Here is a 15358-nt window from a genome sequence, read left to right on the forward strand (position 1 = left end):
CGATCATGCAAATAGGTGCTCCTCCTATGGACAGATGACCAATCCTGCTGACATGCACTGACATAGAGTAATGGAGAGGGATGTTGAAGGAGGAGAGGATTTGGACATCGATCAATTGTTAAAGATCGTAAAGTCCGTTCCCAAGGAAAAGCTGCGGACGGACGCCGGTCTGAAGGATTTGCTCAGGGAAATCGGCCAAAAGTCGGGCAAGGCATTTACGGATCAGCAATTGAATGATTACGTCGCCCGGTTTCGCAAAATGGCGCGTACGGAAGATGCCGAGAGCATGATCGATAAGTTGACCCAACGAGGCATCAAGCCGAGTGTTTTGAACCGGATTAAAAAAGGGTTCCGCAAATAGGGGGTGAACACCACGGCACGGACAAAACCGCTCACAGCAAAGGCAAAACCGCAAAAAAAGACGGAAACCAGGCCAAAACCCCCGTATGAAGAGATCATAAATGCGCTGCAGCAAATGAATGAGGTTCAGGCAGGCCGCCAGGAGCAGTTGAGTGCGGAGATCAGCTCGCTGCGTCAGGAACTCGGGGAGGTAAAAGAGATTGTCTCCAAGCTCAAACCGGTGCAGTCTGGCGGGCGCGGAGTGTTAGGGCGCAGAAAAAAGACTGCGGTAACAGTGGAGGAACCGCCAAAAACAGCTCTTCCGCTGCAGGACCTGCTGCCGCTTTTACCGCAGTTGGTCGAGATGGTTCCACAGCTGAAAAAAATGAAGGTAGCAGAATCAATGAAGCTTCTCTCCAATCCGGTGGTGATGAACATGATTCAGCAGTTCATCGCCAGTGGCGGGCTGAAAACCAAAGCGCTGCCAGAGCCCGCCGAAAGCCGGCGCCGAAGGGCCTGATCCCTTATTTGAGGACCGCTCACAACAGCAGGTCCTCTTTTTTGCGTCGGTATAAAAAGCTTCCACTAAAGAAGAACCAGCTTCTTCGAGAGGGCTTCGACAGAAGCTTTTTTTAGTCCTAAACTACTAGAAAACTTTTTTGGACAACCGGCGTCTAATGTAATGTGACCGACAAAATCCGACGACTGGTAATCCCGCTTATGCGTGTTGAGTATAGATCATCAAGAAACAAGGGAGGACAGGAATGAGGAAGTATGTTGCGCCGCTGTTTGTGTTTCTCAGCTTGTTGTTCATCATTCCCGGTATGACCGCTGCGGCTTCGGGCTCAGGGACGGATCAGATTCGTCTGATGATCGAGGGGAATCTGGTACAACCCGAGGTCCCGCCGATCATGCAAAACGACAGGACGCTGGTGCCGATCCGGGTTATTGCCGAGGGCTTGGGAGCGGAGGTCGACTGGGACCAAGACAGCTTTACCGCTACCGTCAACAAGGGAAACCATCAGTTGGTTCTCAGGCTCAACCAAAAACAAGCAACCGTCAATGGAAAAACCGTACAACTGGATGCACCGCCACTTTTACATAAGGACCGAATGCTGCTGCCGCTGCGATTTGTCGGCGAAGCACTCGGTTCAACCGTTGGATGGGACAACGAATCGCAGACCGTTGTGGTCAATCAGCCGATTTCGCTGCAGATCAACGGCTTGAATGTCACGAGTACGATGAAGTCTTATAAATGGGACGGACAGTTGTATCTGCCGGTGGGGAAGATAGCCGAACAGCTGGGTACAGTGCTGGATGTGAAAAAACTCTCGTCCCGCAAGACGATCGATTCTGTCGTCGCAGCCTCTCTAGCCGAGGTCCAAGAATTGCTTGGAGCAAAAATAGACTGGGATAAAGAGCGGAATTCGGTCAAGGTGGAAAGGGTAAGCCGCCTCGACGCGATTGTCGTGGACGGCGAGAAAGTGCGGCTCGCCATCGATAAACCTGGCACCCCTAAAACCTTTACCTTGACGGATCCGCGCAGGATTGTGATCGATTTGCCCAATACCATCCTGTCCGACGAGTTGGAGGACGGATTGCAAGCAGATGGGCTGGGAGTGGCTTACCAGGCAGGAAAAAACGATGCAGCACCGGCTGCGGATTCAGCAGAAACAGCTACGAGCTACGAGGCAGGCCAAGCGGTACAACAGACCGCTGGCACTACAGCCAATCCGGCGCTGCCTCCACTGATTAAAAGCATACGCTACAGCCAATACAGCGACGCCCCCTACACGGTCAGGGTAGTCCTTGAGCTCGACCGAAAAGCCACCTACAAGCTTGAGCAGAATGATGACGGACTCGGCATCGCGCTCTTCGGAAAATCAGGCTTTCTCATCGTCGTCGACGCCGGCCACGGCGGACACGATTCGGGGGCATTGGGCATAGCCGGAAATAAGGAGAAAGATTACAATCTCGCTGTCGCAAATCGGGTAGTGGAACTGCTGAAACAGTATCCCGAGTTTCAGGTTGTCGCTACGCGTTCAACAGATGTCTTCCTGGAACTGAAAGAGCGCGTTCAGATCGCAAACGACTATGATGCCGATGTTTTCCTGTCGATTCACGCCAACTCGTTCCAACCGCAAACGAGGGGAACAGAGACCTATTACTACAACGCCAACAGCAAACAGCTGGCTGAAATCGTTCACCGCCACCTGGTCGGGGCAACCCAATTCCCTGACCGCGGCGTTCATACGTCGGGATTCTACGTGATCAAAAATACGAAAATGCCTGCGGTATTGACTGAAACCGGATTTTTGACCAACAGCGTCGAAAACGCAAAGTTAGTGGATCCGAAGTTTCAGGATCAAGTGGCACGGGCGCTGGTTGCAGCGATCCGAGAGTATTACGAAAAAAATAAATAGGAGTAGTTGGAGGTTGTTATGAGACGCTTATGCAGTTTCTTTTTCCTGTTTGCTCTAGCCCTTCTGCTGACTGCTTGCGGATCGGGAAAACAGGCTCTTCCGCCTTCTGATACGAATCAGGTGGAACAGGAGCCAAATAACCCTAATTCGCCGGTACAGGAAATACAGGGGGCTTCTACCAAGCTGACCGTCTACTATTCGGACAGCGATCTTACCAAGCTGGTAACGGAAGAGCGGGTGGTCAATTACAGTGACGATACGGAGAAGTACGAGGCCGCCATTTCATTGCTCGGAGAGTCAGACGAAGAAGGCCATGTGCCGCTTTGGAAAAATTTCGCTTACCACTCCATTTCCTTCAAGGACGGAGAGCTGACTATCGACGCCAAAGGGGACAACCAGTACAATCTCGGTTCAGGAGGAGAAGCGTTTGCGATCGATGCGTTAAAACAGACGCTGTTCCAGTTTTCCGAGGTGGAGAAAATCCGCATTCTGGTGGACGGAAAACCTACGGAATCGCTGATGGGCCATGTCAGCATCGAAGAACCTTTAACACGTGACTGAGCAAAACAAGCGGTTAGCCTGCTTTTGGGCTAGCCGCTTGTTTCTTCAAGCTGTCTGCGAATGTTTTTCACATCCTGGTCTGTCAAGGAGCCGAATGCCCCGACCTCGCCGTCTCCGTCGGTCTCTATTTTGGTGACGACAAACGGGCCAAAAGCGCCGGAACTCGGGTTTCGGAGCAGCTGATAATGGCCAAACCGCTCCGACTTGAAGTCGCCAACGATCCCCTTTAACGAATCGATTCCGTGTTCCACTTCCCGTACGACCGCTGCCTGACCTGGTTCCACAACGACAATTTTCAGCATCCGACCACTCCTTTCATAAAGTTTTCTCCAAAGAGACATTCGTTACCCGGAAAACCTTTCGCTTTATGCCGCAATATACAGGCAGTGCCGGAGTATCTTGGAAAAGCCTTGTTCCAATCCAGGTTTTTCGTATAGAATAATGGGTAGCAGAAAAATGAAATAAAGGCGGGGAGGAATATGGATTCCACGGACATGATGCAAATACTGTTGATGGCAGAATTGTTTAAACTCCTTGGAGATAAGACCCGACTTACGATTATGGCGTTGTTGCATGCGAAATCGCTTTGTGTGCGTGACTTGGTAGAAATTTTGCAAGCTTCTCAGCCATCCGTTTCCCAACATTTGGCAAAGTTAAGAATGCAGGGATTAGTGAAAGAAACGCGAAAAGGGCCCTGGGTATATTATTCTGTCAGCAACGAGTGCCAACCGATGATGGAACTGATATTGGAGCAACTTCCTGATCTGAAACACGTAGTGGCCAATGCGGAACGCGATAAGGTCAGTGTAGTGTATTAAAGGTTGAAAGCAGAAAGGTGAAGCGCTTGCTTCACCTTTCTGCTTATGATCACGAAAGCCCCAGTTCCCGTTTGAGGGATTCTTTGTCAAAACCGTGAATGACGCTGCGCTCACCGTTTTCTTTTTCAATCAGGGTTACAGGCGTAGCATTGGCTCCCAGGTCGACAGCCTCGTTGAAATACACCGTATTTTCACGGATATTTCGATCTTCAAAGGAAATCCCCTGCTGCGTCAGCCACATTTTTTCTTCCTGGCAAGGACCGCATGTCGGTTGGGTATAAATAATCAGTTTTACAGCCATGATGGTATCACTCCTTTACCTGTCTTTTCGTGGAACGTTCAATCATTTCCTGCTTGGTTACACACTTTGCCTTCACTTTCGGAAAGGCGGACATGAGCATTGAGATCAGTCTTGATTGGCATTATCGCAGCTTTATTTTTCTCGGCCACCTTCATTTTAAACCGTTCGATGAGCCTGGAAGGCGGCTCCTTTGCCTGGAGTGCCTCCCTTCGTTTTTTATTTATGATACCATTGCTGCTTGCCGTTGTGACACTAAAAGGCAGCGCAAGCAAGCTGTTTGCTGATTTGCGCCGCAGGTTCGCTGTTTGGTTCATTTGGGGCACAGTAGGTTTTGGCATTTTTTACGCCGGAATTTGTTTTGCCGGCGAAAATGGACCTTCGCTTGTCTCGGTTGTGGGAATATTGGTTGTCTGTCTGGGCATTGTCATGCAAAGCAGGGGAAGTAAAAAGAAACGGCAGCCGCCAGCAGCATTCGACTGATTTGGACTTATGCATGTCAAAAAATGGGTGGATACCTCTTCGCGTCACTGAGCACATTATGTACAGACGTGGAGGAGGTGAACCATCATGGCAAAACGTAACCAAGCTGGTATGAACCAAGCAGGTATCAACGCAGCAACCGAATTCTCCAGCGAGACGAACGCATCTGAGGTACGTCGTCAAAACCAGCAATCTGCTGCCAATGCACAACAACAAGGTGCTGCTCAAAACGCTGCTACTGAATTTGCTAGTGAGACGAACGTATCCCAGGTACGCCGTCAAAACCAGCAATCTGCTGCCAAAGCAGCCCAAAATAACAACGCAAATCAATAAACTGATTACAAGAGGCCCTCGCCAACTAAACGGCGAGGGCCTTTACGTATTTACCCAGAGAAAAATGCGCAGGCCTTGGCAACGCCTGCCCAGTCGGAGTCACTTTTTCCCGGTACTTTTCCCGCAATTCGTATGTGTGTTTTCCCGCTCATTTTGTCATAATGGGCTTAGAAGAGGTGAGAGACAAGTGATAGTAGGAATGGGAATCGATCTGATTGAAATCGACCGGATCGCGGAATTGCTGCAGCGGAAACCAACATTCGTTCAGCGGATATTGACCGACAAGGAAAGGGAACTTTTGCCCAAAGGCGATCGCCGGTCATTGGAATACATCGCAGGCCGTTTTGCGGCCAAGGAAGCCGCCGCGAAAGCGCTCGGAACGGGAATTGGCGCCCATGTCGGCTTTCAGGATATTGAAGTGCTGCGGGAAGATAACGGAGCGCCTTTCCTGCGGATCAAACAAGAGGTATTGGCGGCAAGGTACGGGCTTTTGCAAACGCCCGTATGCCACCTGAGCATTTCGCATTCAGATACATACGCCATTGCCCAAGTGATTCTTGAACAAGCGTAACTTGTCTGCATATTGGGACGAGGATGGACATAGATATATATCGCGTAGATTAGGAGGGACCACCTGAATGTCAAAGGGAGTATCCGTCCGCCTGTCAGCGATATCACTGTCTCATTTTCTCCCATCTCGTTATTTTCCCAACTTTCATGCAATGAAATAGTGAGATTCGCCCGGATGACATATTTCCCTGGAAATAGACAGGGTTGCCTTCCTCTGTCGAATAACTGACAAGGAGGAATTCATTGGATGAAACGGGGAGCTATTTGGTTGGTTTTGCTGCTGCTACTTTCCGTTTTGACGACAGGCTGCTTCGGTAAGAAATCGCCGGAAGATGTTGTCGGGGATCTGAGCAATACGATGGAAAAATTGACCGGGTACAAAACTGACGCCGTTTTAACCCTGCAGACAGGTTCAACCCCGCAGAAATACGACGTTCAGGTATGGTACTCAAAGCCGTCGAACTATCGGGTCGCGCTGACTTCAAAGCAGCGCAACATTACGCAGATCATCCTGCGGAATGACGAGGGAGTTTTTGTTCTCACCCCCCACCTGAACAAAAGCTTCCGGTTCCAGAGCGGCTGGCCGGAAAACAACGGACCGCTTTACCTGTATGAAACGCTCGTAAGCAGTATCGTCGACGACCCGGAGCGGCAACTGAAGATGGAGAGCAATCAGTACGTATTCGAGGTAAAAGCCAATTACAGCGGCAACCGTTCATTAACGAAGCAAAAGATATGGATGAGCGAGGATTTTAAACCGGCAAAGGCTGAAATAATGGATAGCAACATGAATACCGTGGTCGAAATTACCTTCAGCAATTTTACCTTTAACCCTACCTTTGAAAAGGATGCATTTGACAAGGACCGCAACATGACCGGGGCTCTCGGGTCGATTCCTGCCCTTTCCCAGAACGGCATGGCCGGGAAGGCGCCTTCGGGACCATTTGGGGTGATTGTTCCAGAATACGTTCCCGACGGGGTGAAACTGATCGGTACGGAATCCTTGACACAAAACGGGGAACCCGTTGTCGTCCTGCACTATCAGGGGGATTCTTCCAATTACAAGCTGATGGAATCGCGTCCCAACGCTGCTACGGTTTCTTATGAACAAGGCCTTCCTGTGGATCTTGGCTTTACCATTGGAGTCTTGACCAGCACAAGCGAGCAAAGACGGCTGCTCACCTGGGAACTGGACGGCGTCGAGTACACACTTACCGGTGATTTGTCCGAAGAGGAAATGGTCCGAGTAGCCAGTTCGACATACGGCGTAAGCGGAAAATAACATGCAGCTGGAAAAAGAGGCGGGAATTCCCTCCTCTTTTTCTTTACAGGCGTAACCGGGGAAATCTGTGAATTGACAGCAGATGCGAAAAAGCGATAATATACGCGTATGTATGTCGAGAGGTGACGGCTTAGGAATGAAACCGAAAGATGCAGAGGTTTTGTATCAAGCGGAATCTGCTTATGGCGATTTGCTTTTACGAAAAAACTTTAAAATGCGGATCATCGAAGTGCTGGTTTTTATTTTCTGCATCTTGCTTGCGTCCATTTTTATTGATTCGCAAAGCGTTCAGTTTAAAGTGATTGCCATAGGGATTGCGATTGCCGTCGTAGGTCTTGCGCCATTTGCCTACAAAGCGGTCTTGCGCCCTCGCTATACGCTGACCAGAACGCATCTGATCATCTCAATGGGAAACAAGGAGACGGCGTATCCTCTAAGCGAGGTAGAGGAGGCAATCGAGGGGCGTCACTTCTACAAGATAAACGGGAAGCGGTATTCGCTGATGGTCTCGCGCGACTTCCTGGCAAAATTAAACGAACAGCTGCTGCGATTCAAACGAAAGAATAAGAGGCGATAGTAATGAGGCAGTATTGTCGCAATACGTGGGCGGAAATCGATCTGGATGCCATACGTGCAAACGTTCAGGCTTTTCGCCGCCACATTCCCGAACGGACGGAGATCATGGCCGTCGTCAAGGCAGACGGTTATGGACACGGGGCACTTCAAGTTGGACAAGAAGCCCTGGCCAGCGGTGCAAGCTCTTTGGCCGTAGCTTTATTGGATGAAGCGATTGCGCTCCGCCGGGCAGGAATAACCGCTCCAATACTCGTATTGGGCTACACACCGTCCGACGCAGCGGAAGAAGCCTTGAGGTGGAACATCGAGCTTACCGTCTACCAGCGCAAATGGGTGCAAGAGGTACAGCAAAGGCTGCACGGACAGGCAGAACAGGACGAACCGCTGCGGCTGCATGTCAAGGTCGATACCGGGATGGGCAGGCTTGGAGTTCGGACGGAAGCGGAACTGGTTGAACTGGTTGAGGCAATCCGCGGAAGCCGTTTGTTTCGCTGGACGGGCATTTTTACCCACTTTGCCTGTGCAGACGAAGAAGATACGTCCCATGTCCTGCAGCAGCATGTGAAATTCCAAGCGTTATTACAAATGTTACAGGCAAGGGGATATCAACTGCCCAAGGTTCACTGCTGCAACAGTGCGGCAGCGATTGTCTTTCCGCAATGGGGGTATGATATGATCCGCTTAGGCATAAGTTTATACGGACTATACCCTTCGCCTTATCTCAGACAGCGCAGGGACCTGACATTGACTCCGGCGCTGTCGCTAAAAACCAGTATCGCCCATGTGAAAATGCCCGAGGAAGCGTATACGGTCAGCTACGGCGCTACCTACACGGCGTCTGCCGGAGAACAGGTAGCCACACTGCCTGTAGGCTATGCAGACGGATATTCGCGGATGCTGTCCAACCGCGGTTATGTGCTGCATCGCGGCAACCGCGTGCCGATTGTCGGGAGAGTCTGCATGGACCAGTTGATGATCAAGATTGAACAGAAAAACGCGGAAGTTGGCGACGAGGTTGTCCTATACGGCAGACAGGGAGACGAAGAGATCAGCCTTGACGAGGTGGCAGCCGAGCTGGGGACGATCAACTATGAGGTCGCTTGCATGTTGAACCGTCGTGTCCCTCGCGTCTACCTGCGGGATGGAAAGATCACACAGGTAGCAAATCCAATCGTCAATATATGCTAAAATGCTTTACCGTTTGACAAGCAGGATTTTCGCGTAATACCGCGAATAGTTTACCTGATACACCGGCAATATGTATATTTTTGCATACGGTTCGACATAATGGTATTGTTGCTAGCGGAATCGCGGTACGGGAATTAGACAGATGTAATGGCCATGGTTGGAGGTGGGTATGTCTTGTCGAAGACAAACACGAAACGCATAATGATCAGCTTGCCGCAGAACCTTTTACAGGAAGTGGATGGCGTAGTGGAAAAAGAAAAATCCAATCGCAGCGAATTGATTCGCCAGGCGATGAGTTTGTATCTAAAAGAACGTAAAAAACGCTTTATCCGCGAGACGATGCAAAAGGGCTACATTGAGATGGCCAAAATCAACTTAAAGATGGCATCGGAGGCATTTGAGGCGGAAGAAGAAGCCGATCACACCTTGGACCGCTTAGTTAGCGGGGTGTAGCTGGTGATTGTCAAACGTGGCGATGTGTTTTTTGCAGATCTTTCACCTGTCGTCGGCTCTGAACAGGGAGGAGTTCGACCTGTATTAGTCATTCAAAACGATATTGGCAATCGGTTTAGTCCGACCGTCATCGTCGCTGCTATCACCGCTCAGATCCAAAAGGCAAAGTTACCCACTCACGTGGAAATCGACTCGAAATTGTACGGGTTTGATCGCGACTCCGTCATCCTGTTGGAGCAGATTCGGACCATTGACAAGCAGCGCCTTACGGATAAGATTACGCATCTTGACGATGAGATGATGGAACGTGTGAATGATTCGCTCCAGATAAGTTTGGGATTAATCGACTTTTAACAGTAGAAAACCACTCATACCTGAACAGGTTAAGTGGTTTTTTTTTCCGCATAGGAAAGCACAGCTTTCCTATCGGCATAAAAGGGTTACACCAAAGAAGAACCGGCTTCATCGAAAAGGCTTCGATAGAAGCTTTTTTAGTGTAATTATCTTTTTGTCACTTTTGTTACCATTAAAGCAGGATTTGCGGCTTGCGATAGCGAATAAACAACAACAGAAAATCAGACAAAATTTGACACGTGGCACTGGGGACGAAAGATTTCAGGCGAAGGGAGTCGCAGTCATGGCCGTGGTTTATCGCATACCGATACATACAGAGCAAGACATCGTCCTTGCCAGACAGACGGGTCGAAATATTGCAAAAGATTTAAACTTCGGTAACATTGTTCAATCAAGGATTGCCACGGCGATTTCTGAACTGGCGCGAAATATCTTTCTTTACGCTGAAAAGGGGACGGTCACGATTACTCCCATCGAGCGGGGCAAAGCCATCGGACTCAGGATTGTGGCGGAAGACCAAGGGCCGGGTATACGAGATATACGCAAGGCGATGGAGGATGGTTACTCTACTTCGGGAGCGCTGGGCGCCGGTCTGCCTGCTGTCAAGCGGTTAATGGACGAGTTCTCCATTCAAAGCATCCCCGGCAAGGGAACCTCTGTGACAGTGATAAAGTGGAGCGATTGAAAGGGGATTTTTTTCGATGGCCCGGCAAGAATGGGAAGATGAATACCGAAAGATTTTACAGGCCTTTCTAAGAGGTCGGGGAGAAGACCAGTTGTACCTTGGCCAACAGCTTAGCAAATGGCTTCGGGCACATCACGTAGCACCGGAAGAAATCGTGGACTTTCATGTACGGGCACTGGCAGAGACTGTGGAACTGCCTGAGCTCGTCAAGGATTCGTTCCAATTATTGACAGAGGTTATGATAGAATATGGAATAGCCTTTCGGGAATATCGCAGTTTGCGGAGCAGGCAGCAGCAGCTCGAATCGGAAATAGAAGTGGCCGCTACCATGCAGCAGACGCTGCTTCCCCGCACCTCTCCACAGTTTGATCAGGTTGAGATCGGGCTGATCAGTGTACCGGCCAAGCAGATGAGCGGAGATTACTATAATTTTGCCAAACATGACGATCAAGTATTTAGCGTGGCGCTTGCAGATATTATTGGCAAGGGCATTCCGGCCGCCCTTTGCATGTCGATGATCAAGTACGCGATGGACAGCTTTTTGGATCAGCGGATCACCCCGGCTGCAATGCTTGGCCGCCTCAACGGCGTGGTGGAGCGCAATATCGAGCCCGGCATGTTTATCACCATGTTTTATGGGATGTACGATACCTGCCTGCACCGTTTCCGTTACGCTGTCGCCGGCCACGAGCCGGGATTTTGGTACCGTGCCTCCAAAGGGCGTCTGTACGATTTGGAAAGCCGGGGGCTGGTATTGGGTGTCACGCCTGATGTGGATTACCAGGAGTACGAGATTGATATAGAGCCGGGAGATCTGTTGATCCTGATGACAGATGGCGTAACCGAACGCAAGGTAGGGGGCCGCTTTTTGCAGCGGGAAAATATTGCCGATCTCATCCAGGCAGAGATCGGCTCTCCGGCACAGCAAATCGCTGAAAATCTCTATCGAAAGCTTCTACTGCTGTCCAATCTGGAATTACCTGATGATCATACGATGATTGTGATTCGCCGGGTCGTGTAAAGTCTTGGCAGGGAAGGAAGGATACACGATGAACATAACAATGCAGACAATAGCGATTCAAAATGGGACCAAACTGCTGGTAGCGGGCGAAGTGGATGCACATACGGCGCCTCAGCTCTCCGATCAACTCGTCCCATTGGTTCAGCGGCCGGCCAATCAAAGCGTGGTGGTTGATCTGGCAGAGGTTTCGTACCTGGACAGTACGGGGCTTGGCGTATTCGTAGGCGCGTTGAAACTGTCCCAGCAGACGGGCTGCAGGCTGTCCATTCAAAATGTTACACCTCGCATCGAACGGTTGTTTCGGATTACCGGCCTCATCGATATCATTCCAGTGACTCCTCGGGCGGAATCTGTGGCCGGACAACAGGATCAGGCTTCCTTGCAAAAGCGGTTTGACGTGGTTTCAGCTGATCCGAAGGAGGAACCGTAATGGGTGAAAAACGTGATGGCGACAAGATTGAGCTGACGTTTCCTGCCCGGACTGATTACATCGGCGTTGCTCGCCTGATGGTTTCCGGTGTCGCCAACCGACTTGGCTTTTCTTATGAAGACATTGAGGATATCAAGCTGGCTGTTGCGGAGGCTTGCACCAATGCCGTTCGCCATGCGTACCAGGAGGAGCATATTGGTCAGGTGCTGATTCAATGCCTGGTGAGGCAAGATTGTCTGGAGATCATTGTCGCTGATCAAGGTTCCAGTTTTGATCTGGAGGGAATGAAAGCAAAGCTTGGGCCGATCGACAAGCATCGCGATATTGCTGACTTGACTGAGGGGGGGCTTGGTCTCTACCTGATTCACAGCTTGATGGACAAGGTGGAAATCAGTGAGAATCAGGGAGTTGTCGTGGCGATGACGAAGTACGTTGTGCGGGATGGGGAGGCAAAAGGTGTCGACGAAATCACAAGCAATCGGAATCAATAAGGCAGACGTTTGCGAGCTCATCGCCCTGTATCAGCAGGATGGGGACGAGGAGGTCCAGCAGCAGCTCGTGATGAACTACAGAGGGATGGTGGAGTCCCTGGCAACGCGGTTTGCGTACGGCAATGAACCGCTGGAGGATCTGGTTCAGGTCGGCATGATCGGCCTCTTGGCTGCCTTCAAGCGTTACGACCCGTCATTTGGCCGCAGTTTTGAAAGCTTTGCCATCCCTACCATCGTTGGCGAGATCAAGCGGTATATCCGCGACAAAACGTGGAGCGTACACGTGCCCAGGCGGATTAAGGAGCTAGGTCCGAAAATTAAGAAAGCGGTTGACCATCTTACAGTAGAACTTCAACGTTCCCCACAAATTGAAGATATCGCTCGGCACATTAACGTAAGTGAAGAGGAAGTTCTTGAGACGATGGAGATGACGCGAAACTATCATGCTTTGTCTGTCGACACCGAGATTGAAGCGGATAGCGACGGCAGTACCGTTACTTTGCTCGATTTGATCGGCAGCGAGGAGGAAGAGTACGGCCGCGTTGAGCGGCAGTTGACCCTGTCCAAGGCGCTGCACGTGCTCAGCGAGCGGGAAAAGGAAATCATCTATCTTACTTTTTACGACAATCTCAGCCAAAAGCAGGCCGGTGATTTATTGGGTATCTCGCAAATGCACGTATCCCGGTTGCAGCGCCGGGCTCTTTCCAAGCTGCGCGAGGCGCTGTGGCATGACGCGAACGCACTGGTTGAAAAATGACCTGGGGAAGCCGGAAGACAAAGAGGCTTCCCTGTTTTCATAGGTTCCCCATTCCGGTTTCCGCTCCGCTTTATGATACAATAAACATGGATTTTGGCTGAATACAGGAGGATGTACAGCTCATGGAGATCAAACAGATGGCCGGCGTGATCGCCGCAGAGCTCGGGGTAAAAACCCACCAGGTAGAGCAGACGATCATACTGCTGGATGGGGGAAATACAGTTCCGTTTATCGCCCGTTATCGCAAGGAGATGACAGGCCAGCTGGACGAAACCGAGATTCGCACCATTGAAGAGCGGCTTCGTTATTTGCGAAACCTGGCGGAACGCAAGGAAGAAGTACTCCGCCTCATCGATGAACAGGGAAAGCTGACGGAAGAACTGACCCAAGCGATTCAACAAGCAAGGAAACTTCAAGAATTGGAAGATTTGTATCGGCCATACAAACAAAAACGCAGAACCAGGGCGACAGCGGCCAAGGAAAAAGGGCTGGAACCGCTGGCCCAGCTGCTGCTCTCACTGCCGACCAGCGGAACGCCGGAAGCGATGGCGGAGCCGTACGTGAATCCGGAAAAAGGCGTAGAGTCGACAGAAGAAGCGCTCCAGGGAGCGATGGACATCATCGCCGAAGTGGTTTCTGACGATGCCGAGGTTCGCAAGTGGATCCGCCAGGCGACCTATCAAAAAGGCATCCTTGGCAGCGAGCAAAAGGAAACGGAAGCAGACGGCAAAAACGTCTATCAAATGTATTACGCCTACAGCGAGCCTGTGAAGAAAATCGTTCCGCACCGGGTCCTGGCTATTAACCGCGGCGAAGCAGAAGGCATTTTAAAGGTATCCATCGAAGCGCCAACCGAGGAGATCCGGTCATTCCTGCAGCGCCGCTACATTTCCCGCCAAACGGTGGTTCGCGAGCTTTTAGAGGCTGCTTTGGACGACAGTTACAAGCGCTTGATCGCCCCTTCCATTGAGCGGGAAGTGCGCGGAGAGCTGACCGAAGCAGCCGAGGAGCGGGCCATCCACATCTTTGCGGAAAATCTGCGGAATCTGCTGCTGCAGCCGCCCCTGAAAGGCAAGGTCGTCCTGGGAGTCGATCCAGCTTATCGAACGGGCTGCAAGCTGGCTGTCGTGGATGAAACCGGCAAGCTGCTTCACGTCGCTGTCGTGTATCCGACTCCCCCGCTGAATAAAGTGGCGGAGGCGAGCGATGTGGTGAAAAAGCTCATCGCAAAGTACAATGTCGAAATCGTGGCGATCGGCAACGGGACTGCTTCACGCGAGACGGAGCAGTTCGTGGCAGATGTCCTGAAGGAAATCGACAAGGAAATTTTCTATATCATCGTCAACGAAGCGGGGGCATCGGTCTATTCCGCCTCGGCGCTCGCCAAGGAAGAGTTTCCGGAGCTTGACGTCGCCGAACGCAGTGCCATTTCAATCGCTCGTCGCCTGCAGGATCCGCTGGCGGAGTTGGTCAAAATCGATCCGAAGTCGGTCGGGGTAGGCCAATATCAGCACGACGTTTCACAATCAAGGCTGGCCGAATGTCTGCAATTTGTCGTGCAGTCGGCGGTCAACCACGTCGGGGTTGACGTGAATACGGCATCTCCCTCGCTGCTGCAGTACGTGTCGGGCATAAACAAGCAGGTGGCGGCCAACATCGTAAAGCTGCGCGAAGAGCTCGGCAAGTTTACCGACCGCGCCCAACTGAAAAAGGTCCCCCGGCTGGGGGCGAAGACGTATGAGCAGTGCATCGGCTTCTTGCGGGTGATGGATGGGAAGAACCCGCTCGACAAGACGCCGATCCATCCTGAATCGTATGAGGCGACCAACCGGTTGTTGGACATGCTTGAGCTGCCCGTCGGCCAAATTGGCAGCGAGGTCTGCCGCGAGCGGTTATCGGCCCTGGATTTACCGGCCACAGCGGAGCGATTGGGGATTGGCGAGCCGACATTGCGCGATATCGTCGACAGTCTGCTGCGACCGGGGCGCGACCCGCGGGATGAGCTGCCCAAACCGCTCCTGCACAAAGACGTATTGCAATTAAGCGATTTAAGTATTGGGATGAAGCTGCAGGGAACCGTGCGCAACGTCGTCGATTTCGGTGCATTCGTCGACATCGGGCTGAAAAACGACGGGCTTGTCCACATCTCGCGGCTGCGAAAAGGCTTTGTCAAACATCCCCTGGAGGTCGTAACCGTTGGCGATATTGTCGATGTGTGGGTGGCAGACATCGACGAACAGCGGCAGCGCGTTGGGCTGACGATGATCGACCCTGGCCAGTAGAGAAAAGGCGTGGC

Annotated in this window: 21 protein-coding genes; 19 read left to right on the forward strand and 2 right to left on the reverse strand. The window is 51.4% G+C overall.

The annotated features are described in order from the left end of the window. The first annotated feature begins 100 nt into the window (after positions 1-100). The 4 genes from HGBM_RS25610 to HGBM_RS25625 all read left to right on the forward strand — a co-directional run bounded on the left by HGBM_RS25610 (position 101) and on the right by HGBM_RS25625 (position 3323). The gene (locus tag HGBM_RS25610) at positions 101-361 is read left to right on the forward strand and encodes a hypothetical protein (protein ID WP_019123935.1); all 261 of its coding nucleotides are present in this window, start codon (positions 101-103) and stop codon (positions 359-361) included. A gap of 3 nt (positions 362-364) precedes the next feature. After that, complete coding sequence (locus HGBM_RS28640; protein WP_019123936.1) at positions 365-859, forward strand: hypothetical protein; 495 nt, start codon at positions 365-367, stop codon at positions 857-859. 244 nt (positions 860-1103) lie between these two features. Beyond that, entirely contained in the window at positions 1104-2762 is a 1659-nt protein-coding gene (locus HGBM_RS25620; RefSeq protein ID WP_019123937.1) for an N-acetylmuramoyl-L-alanine amidase family protein, read from the forward strand. Positions 2763-2780: 18 nt separating this feature from the next. Continuing rightward, the gene (locus HGBM_RS25625) at positions 2781-3323 is read left to right on the forward strand and encodes a GerMN domain-containing protein (RefSeq protein WP_019123938.1); all 543 of its coding nucleotides are present in this window, start codon (positions 2781-2783) and stop codon (positions 3321-3323) included. 29 nt (positions 3324-3352) lie between these two features. Here the strand turns inward: HGBM_RS25625 and HGBM_RS25630 are convergent, their stop codons facing one another. After that, positions 3353-3625 carry a hypothetical protein gene (locus HGBM_RS25630; RefSeq protein WP_019123939.1) on the reverse strand — a complete coding sequence of 91 codons (273 nt, stop codon included), beginning with the start codon at positions 3623-3625 and terminating at the stop codon, positions 3353-3355. Between the two features lie 177 nt (positions 3626-3802). On the opposite strand from HGBM_RS25630, the gene HGBM_RS25635 reads away from it, so the two are divergent. Then, on the forward strand, positions 3803-4141 hold the full coding sequence (locus HGBM_RS25635) for an ArsR/SmtB family transcription factor (protein WP_019123940.1): 339 nt from the start codon (positions 3803-3805) through the stop codon (positions 4139-4141). Positions 4142-4190: 49 nt separating this feature from the next. On the opposite strand, the gene HGBM_RS25640 is transcribed toward HGBM_RS25635, so the two are convergent. Beyond that, positions 4191-4442, reverse strand: a complete 252-nt coding sequence (locus HGBM_RS25640; protein ID WP_019123941.1) for a glutaredoxin family protein — start codon at positions 4440-4442, stop codon at positions 4191-4193. Between the two features lie 99 nt (positions 4443-4541). Here HGBM_RS25640 and HGBM_RS28645 point away from each other — a divergent pair, with 99 nt between their 5' ends. The 14 genes from HGBM_RS28645 (at position 4542) to HGBM_RS25710 (ending at position 15344) form a co-directional block, all read left to right on the forward strand. After that, positions 4542-4922: a multidrug resistance efflux transporter family protein gene (locus tag HGBM_RS28645; RefSeq protein WP_019123942.1), complete on the forward strand. Its 381-nt coding sequence runs from the start codon at positions 4542-4544 to the stop codon at positions 4920-4922. Positions 4923-5009: 87 nt separating this feature from the next. Beyond that, the gene (locus HGBM_RS25650) at positions 5010-5255 is read left to right on the forward strand and encodes a gamma-type small acid-soluble spore protein (RefSeq protein ID WP_019123943.1); all 246 of its coding nucleotides are present in this window, start codon (positions 5010-5012) and stop codon (positions 5253-5255) included. 187 nt (positions 5256-5442) lie between these two features. Continuing rightward, the gene (acpS, locus tag HGBM_RS25655; protein ID WP_026074659.1) at positions 5443-5826 is read left to right on the forward strand and encodes a holo-ACP synthase; all 384 of its coding nucleotides are present in this window, start codon (positions 5443-5445) and stop codon (positions 5824-5826) included. A gap of 246 nt (positions 5827-6072) precedes the next feature. After that, the gene (locus HGBM_RS25660; RefSeq protein ID WP_019123945.1) at positions 6073-7107 is read left to right on the forward strand and encodes an outer membrane lipoprotein-sorting protein; all 1035 of its coding nucleotides are present in this window, start codon (positions 6073-6075) and stop codon (positions 7105-7107) included. Between the two features lie 136 nt (positions 7108-7243). After that, positions 7244-7684 carry a hypothetical protein gene (locus tag HGBM_RS25665; RefSeq protein WP_019123946.1) on the forward strand — a complete coding sequence of 147 codons (441 nt, stop codon included), beginning with the start codon at positions 7244-7246 and terminating at the stop codon, positions 7682-7684. A 2-nt stretch (positions 7685-7686) separates the two neighbouring features. After that, positions 7687-8871, forward strand: coding sequence for an alanine racemase (gene alr, locus HGBM_RS25670; RefSeq protein ID WP_019123947.1), 1185 nt, complete (start codon positions 7687-7689; stop codon positions 8869-8871). Between the two features lie 153 nt (positions 8872-9024). Continuing rightward, on the forward strand, positions 9025-9324 hold the full coding sequence (locus HGBM_RS25675) for a CopG family ribbon-helix-helix protein (protein ID WP_026074660.1): 300 nt from the start codon (positions 9025-9027) through the stop codon (positions 9322-9324). Positions 9325-9327: 3 nt separating this feature from the next. Beyond that, complete coding sequence (locus tag HGBM_RS25680) at positions 9328-9678, forward strand: type II toxin-antitoxin system PemK/MazF family toxin (RefSeq protein WP_019123949.1); 351 nt, start codon at positions 9328-9330, stop codon at positions 9676-9678. Between the two features lie 283 nt (positions 9679-9961). Further along, positions 9962-10363, forward strand: coding sequence for an anti-sigma regulatory factor (locus HGBM_RS25685; protein ID WP_019123950.1), 402 nt, complete (start codon positions 9962-9964; stop codon positions 10361-10363). A 16-nt stretch (positions 10364-10379) separates the two neighbouring features. After that, entirely contained in the window at positions 10380-11384 is a 1005-nt protein-coding gene (locus tag HGBM_RS25690) for a PP2C family protein-serine/threonine phosphatase (protein WP_019123951.1), read from the forward strand. Between the two features lie 28 nt (positions 11385-11412). Beyond that, positions 11413-11814: an anti-sigma factor antagonist gene (locus HGBM_RS28650; protein WP_019123952.1), complete on the forward strand. Its 402-nt coding sequence runs from the start codon at positions 11413-11415 to the stop codon at positions 11812-11814. Beyond that, a complete protein-coding gene (gene rsbW / locus HGBM_RS25700) occupies positions 11814-12305 on the forward strand; it encodes an anti-sigma B factor RsbW (protein ID WP_019123953.1) in 492 nt (163 codons plus the stop codon). Before HGBM_RS28650 ends, rsbW begins: the two co-directional genes overlap by 1 nt. Then, on the forward strand, positions 12271-13062 hold the full coding sequence (gene sigB, locus HGBM_RS25705) for an RNA polymerase sigma factor SigB (protein ID WP_019123954.1): 792 nt from the start codon (positions 12271-12273) through the stop codon (positions 13060-13062). Before rsbW ends, sigB begins: the two co-directional genes overlap by 35 nt. Positions 13063-13184: 122 nt before the next feature. Beyond that, on the forward strand, positions 13185-15344 hold the full coding sequence (locus HGBM_RS25710) for a Tex family protein (RefSeq protein WP_019123955.1): 2160 nt from the start codon (positions 13185-13187) through the stop codon (positions 15342-15344). The last annotated feature ends 14 nt before the right edge of the window (positions 15345-15358 follow it).

The organism is Brevibacillus massiliensis (genome assembly GCF_000311785.1).
Taxonomy (GTDB): Bacteria; Bacillota; Bacilli; order Brevibacillales; family Brevibacillaceae; genus Brevibacillus_C; species Brevibacillus_C massiliensis.